The sequence below is a fragment of the Fulvivirga kasyanovii genome (genome assembly GCF_009711405.1).
GTDB lineage: Bacteria > Bacteroidota > Bacteroidia > Cytophagales > Cyclobacteriaceae > Fulvivirga > Fulvivirga kasyanovii.
The window spans coordinates 4,635-9,394 of the sequence record NZ_SMLW01000415.1; the positions used below are offsets into that span (position 1 = coordinate 4,635).

At 44.9% G+C, this 4,760-nt stretch carries 2 protein-coding genes; both read right to left on the bottom strand.

Going from position 1 to position 4,760, the window contains the following annotated elements; genetic code table 11:
* Nucleotides 1-97: 97 nt before the first annotated feature.
* Complete coding sequence (locus E1163_RS05795) at nt 98-3,244, bottom strand: FG-GAP-like repeat-containing protein (protein ID WP_185155980.1); 3,147 nt, start codon at nt 3,242-3,244, stop codon at nt 98-100.
* 11 nt (nt 3,245-3,255) lie between these two features.
* On the bottom strand, nt 3,256-4,760 hold a 1,505-nt coding region (locus tag E1163_RS05800; protein ID WP_155170436.1), incomplete at its 5' end, for a PorP/SprF family type IX secretion system membrane protein.

The window sequence follows — 4,760 nt, forward strand, 5'->3', positions numbered from 1 at the left end:
AAAAATGTTTCGTTAGAATCAATATAAAAAATTGCCAACTCAGATGAAAGCAGGCTGCTGCTTTTATCTTACCACTAATTATGCAGTTTAATGACAGTTATCGCACGACTAACACCGTACCTGTCTTAGGCTCAAGGCCTTCGCAACCGAACACATAGTAGTATACACCCTCCGGAAGTGGTCTGCCTTCATAAGTGGCATTCCACCCGTTACTATACCCTTTTTCGCGGAATACCACGCTTCCCTTTTCATCAAAGATGCTAAGGGTACAGTCAGGATAGGCTTGAACATTTTGGATCTCCCAGGTGGGGTTAATGGTACTGTTGGGAGAAAAGGCTTTTAATGGTGTGATGTCTATGGCACCACTTTCGTTTACGATTATGGTTACTTCTGCCGAGGCAGAGCAGCCATCAGTAGAGGTTCCGGTAACTGTGTAAGTTATCGTTTCCTCTGGTAAAGCTACCGGATTGGAAATACCCGGGTCACTTAAAAATAAATCCGGGGACCAGGAATACGCTTCCGCCCCAGTGGCTTCCAGTTGAACCTGGTCACCGGCCGAAATACTGGTACTGCTTGCCGTGGCCTGAACATCAGGCTGTGGCTTAGTACCAATTACAATTTCGGAATATGCGTTACAGCTATTTGCATCCAAAACCGTTACTCCGTACGTTCCGGGTTGGCTTATGGTAATAGCATTGGTTGTTTCCATCGTAGTCCACTCAATAGCCCCGAAAGACCCTGTTATGGAAAGCTCAAGCTCTCCGCCGGGACAGATGGAAGTTTCGGCACTTTCAATGATCGGGACAATGGGCGCCTTAACAGAAATACCTTTTGATTTGCTGCCATTGCACCCGGTTACGCCCGCATAACTAACTGCCAGTTGTACGGTATAATTACCCGCTGCAGCATAGGTGTGTGTAGGGTTTGGGACAGTAGCCGTTTGCCCGTCACCAAAATTCCAGGCATAATTTACCGTAGCCGTGGGATCAACCGTTGATGTATTGGTAAGGACTGAAGTCTGTCCCGAACAAATGGTGCCGGACGTCGTGAAGTCTACTGTAGGGGTGGTATAAATGTTGACAGCTATCTCATTGGTGGTAACCTGACAACTGCTACCGCTGTCATCCACCACAACCCGGTAAGTACCCGACTGAGTAGCGGTGTAGTTAAAACTAGTGGCAGAAGGGATATCTGTTCCATTTCTTTGCCATTGATAGGTATAGCCGGCCCTGTTCTGGGTAGATAAGGCCACTGTACTGCCCTGGCAAACATTAGTGGCACCCGACGCACTGGCACCAAAATCCGGCAACGCCACAACGTCAAGTGTAGTGGAAGCTTCGGAACTTCGGCAGTCCCCTACCTGTACAATCACGGTATAAATACCCTCATCATTCCTGCTCACATTAGTGATCACTGGTTCACGTACAGTAGACATAAAGTTATTTGGCCCTGTCCAGCTATAGGTTGCTCCACTGACCGCAGTGACGGATAACGTTACATTACTGCCGATACATGCCGGAAGTGGGTCAGCAACCACAGGGTCTCCGGGTACCGTTCCGCTACCATTTGCTACGTTGATACTCGAAGTAGTAACACAGCTTCCTGACTCAGATACGGCTTCTACTTCATAGAGGCCAAAAGTGGTTATGTCAAGTGTATTGCTATTAGCTCCAACCGGCGAACCGTCCAGTGTCCAGTTAAAGGTTGCTGCCGGAGCATTAGGGACAGCCAGTGTAAGCGTTTGTGTTGGGCAAATGGCTAAAGGCTGATCATTCAAAACTTTTGGCTTATAACAGTTTTTGTTCCTGATCATTCTCAAATCATAGATGCTACCGTTTTGTGCAGTAACCACAAAATCCGGCTTTGCATCTCCATCCAAATCCTGTACAGCTACATTTCTGGACTTAGAACCGACATTCACTGTTTTCTTTGTGAAAGAAAGGTTTCCGCTAAATTGGTTATTCAATACTGCCAATGAATTGTCAGTTAAGCTGGTGGTAATAATATCCAGTCGTCCATCACCGTCAACGTCTCCGGTTGTAATGCCCCATGGGTTGGTATTTATCCCAAAAGACTGTGAGGCTCCAAAATTTATACTGCCGGAGGTCGAATTATTGGGAAATACAAATACCTTACTTGACAAATTGGCAATAGCGGCAATGTCCAGTTTACCATCCTCATTAAAATCTCCTGTTGTAAGATTGATCAGTGAATTACCATCAAGCTGTAATACATGAGGGCTGGCAAAGCTAATAGTACCTACACCCGTATTTCTTAATATGAAAACATCATCTCCCACAAATTGGCATACTACCAGGTCAGCCCTTCCATCTCCATCGATATCCTGAACATCCAGACCTGTAGTCGATGAAGCTCCAGATACATTAACTGCGACTTGAGCATTAAAGCTGATTGTACCGCCTGAGCTGGTATTTTCAAAAATATGAACAGTTCCTGCCCCCGAGTTAGTCACAATAATCTCAGGTTTGTCATCTCCGGTTAAATCTTTATGAGCAACACGCCTGGTAGACACATCGGTGGGTAAATCAAGGCTCTGTACTGCACCGAAGCTAAGGTTGCCTGGGGTACTTGTATTAGGTACCACCAAAACATGGAACCGGGTAACTCCATTCTGGCTCATATAAAGATCAGGCTTTCCGTCACCGTTCAGGTCTCCACACCTGATATTTAAAGTCGGGAAGCCTACGTTAACAGTAGTCGTGCTGAATGAGAAAGTTTCAAGGGTACTTTGGTTATTCAATATCTGAATCTGCAGGGCGTCATTGGCACTGCTGGCTTTGGTTGCTATAATTTCGGCCAGGCCATCGCCATCAAGATCACACGTACAAGGATCATAAAGCTGCTTACCGGAAGGATCTGTAAAAATAACAGGTGCTGTTACTTTGGTGCCATCAAAAGCACTTCCACTATACATCGGGAAAAATTTTTCAGCACTCTGCACCGATGATCTGTTACTCAAGTTGGTAACTGTTATATTATCTGCATATGCGCCTGCTGGCACGTTAACACGGATCAGGTTATCCGCCACCGAATTAACGGTACCTTTTACGCTGCCAAACCATACCACCACATTGGCAGCATTGGTCCCAAATCCGCTACCGGTTATCACCACTTCAGAGTTTGGATAGGCACTTACCGGATCAATATTTGAAATAGAGATCTGGGCATTACCCGTAAGTGTACAGGCAAATGTCAGAAAAACAACTGCTATCAGTTTGTACATACTATTTTTAATCATTGAACTGTAATTACCCATGCCTTTTTAAAGAGACCCGTTTTTCTATACTTATCCCTTTGCTGCCTGGCTTCCTGGATATCTCCCCCCTTAAAAATATACACGTACCAAAGCTTCTTACCAGTAATATATCCAAACCGCGTTTGGTAACCTTTAAAGAAAAGTTCATCAGAGTATTTCTCAGCATTCTCATAGCTGCTAAATGCGCCAACTACTACATATTCACCCGGTTCCAGCTCCAGCAAATGATTTCCTCTTTTTACTATTACCCTCTCATCGGTATATTGTTCCTCTATAAGATTTCTTCCCTGATCTTTAGCAGGCTCGCTCTCTTTTTCCTCTATTTCCTCTTCAGGCTCTTTCACTACATTCTCCTCTTTTTTCTCTTGCTCCTCCCTTTGCCTTATTTGCTCTTTTCTTGCCAGTTCTTCTTGTTCGGCCTGCCTGTTTTGTTCGACGATTCGCTCCTCTTCAATTCTTTTCTGCTCCTGTTCCTGTACGACCCTTTCCTCTTCACGCCTTTTTGCAGCCTCCGCCTGTCTCTCCTGCTCTTCTTTCTCCTGTCGCTCAATCTCTGCCTGTACCTTTGCTTCCTCCTCTTTCTTCCTCGCCTCTTCTTCACGCTTTTGGGCTGCTTCTTCACGTCTCTTTTCGATAGCAAGTTGGCGTTTTGTCTTTTCTTTTGGTTTAGAAGTATCTACAAAAGAATAGTAGCTTTTATCCTTTTTCCTGACACCTAAGAGTAAATTAAGTTGTATCTCATGCGTGGGGCTATTGATCTCATTGACTCCGGTGTTTTTCAAGCTATAGGCATATCCTATTCCAAAAACTTTTTGGAGCTTTATCCCTCCAAATGCAGTAATACCAAAATCCTGCTTGTATGAACCTCCAAACCAAACCACATGGTTCAGATGTACCGCGGCTGAGGCTTCGAACTGGTGCGGAAGTATATCGCTATATCTGTAGAGCACAAATGGCTCAAAAACGTGTTTGTCATCTCCAAAATAAAACCTGTTGCTCAAAAACAGGATAGTGTTCTCCAAAGGCTCCACTTCACCTATACCAAACTCCTCATCAGAAGTATATTCATCCGCCAGAAGATTGGGTACTGAAATTCCAAAATTTAATGTTTTAATCTGCAGGGACAGGCCTGCATTGGCGATCAGATACATGTTATTGTCCAGCAGCAGGCTTTGAAGCTCAGGATCCCCGATATTCTCAATTTCGGCTACGTCAACCCCGTTGTAAGCTGCACCGCCCGAAAGCCCAAAGCGGAGCCTGATATCCTTCGAGAAAGATACCCCATAAGCAAAAGTCAGGTAGCCACTGGTAGTGTTGAGCAAGCCTCTTTCTGCATTATTTACATTGACTCCAAAACCAAGATTATTTCCGACCGGTGTATGAAATGAAAAATTACTGATCACAGGTGCACCCTCTATTCCAACCCATTGCTTCCGATAAGTAAGGAAAAGCGAAGCTTTACCATCAGTACCCGCAAAAGACG

What these genes read in the sequence shown, in the direction of transcription:
- E1163_RS05795 (WP_185155980.1), bottom strand. Translation starts at nt 3,244, where the DNA reads ATGTACAAACTGATAGCAGTTGTTTTTCTGACATTTGCCTGTACACTT.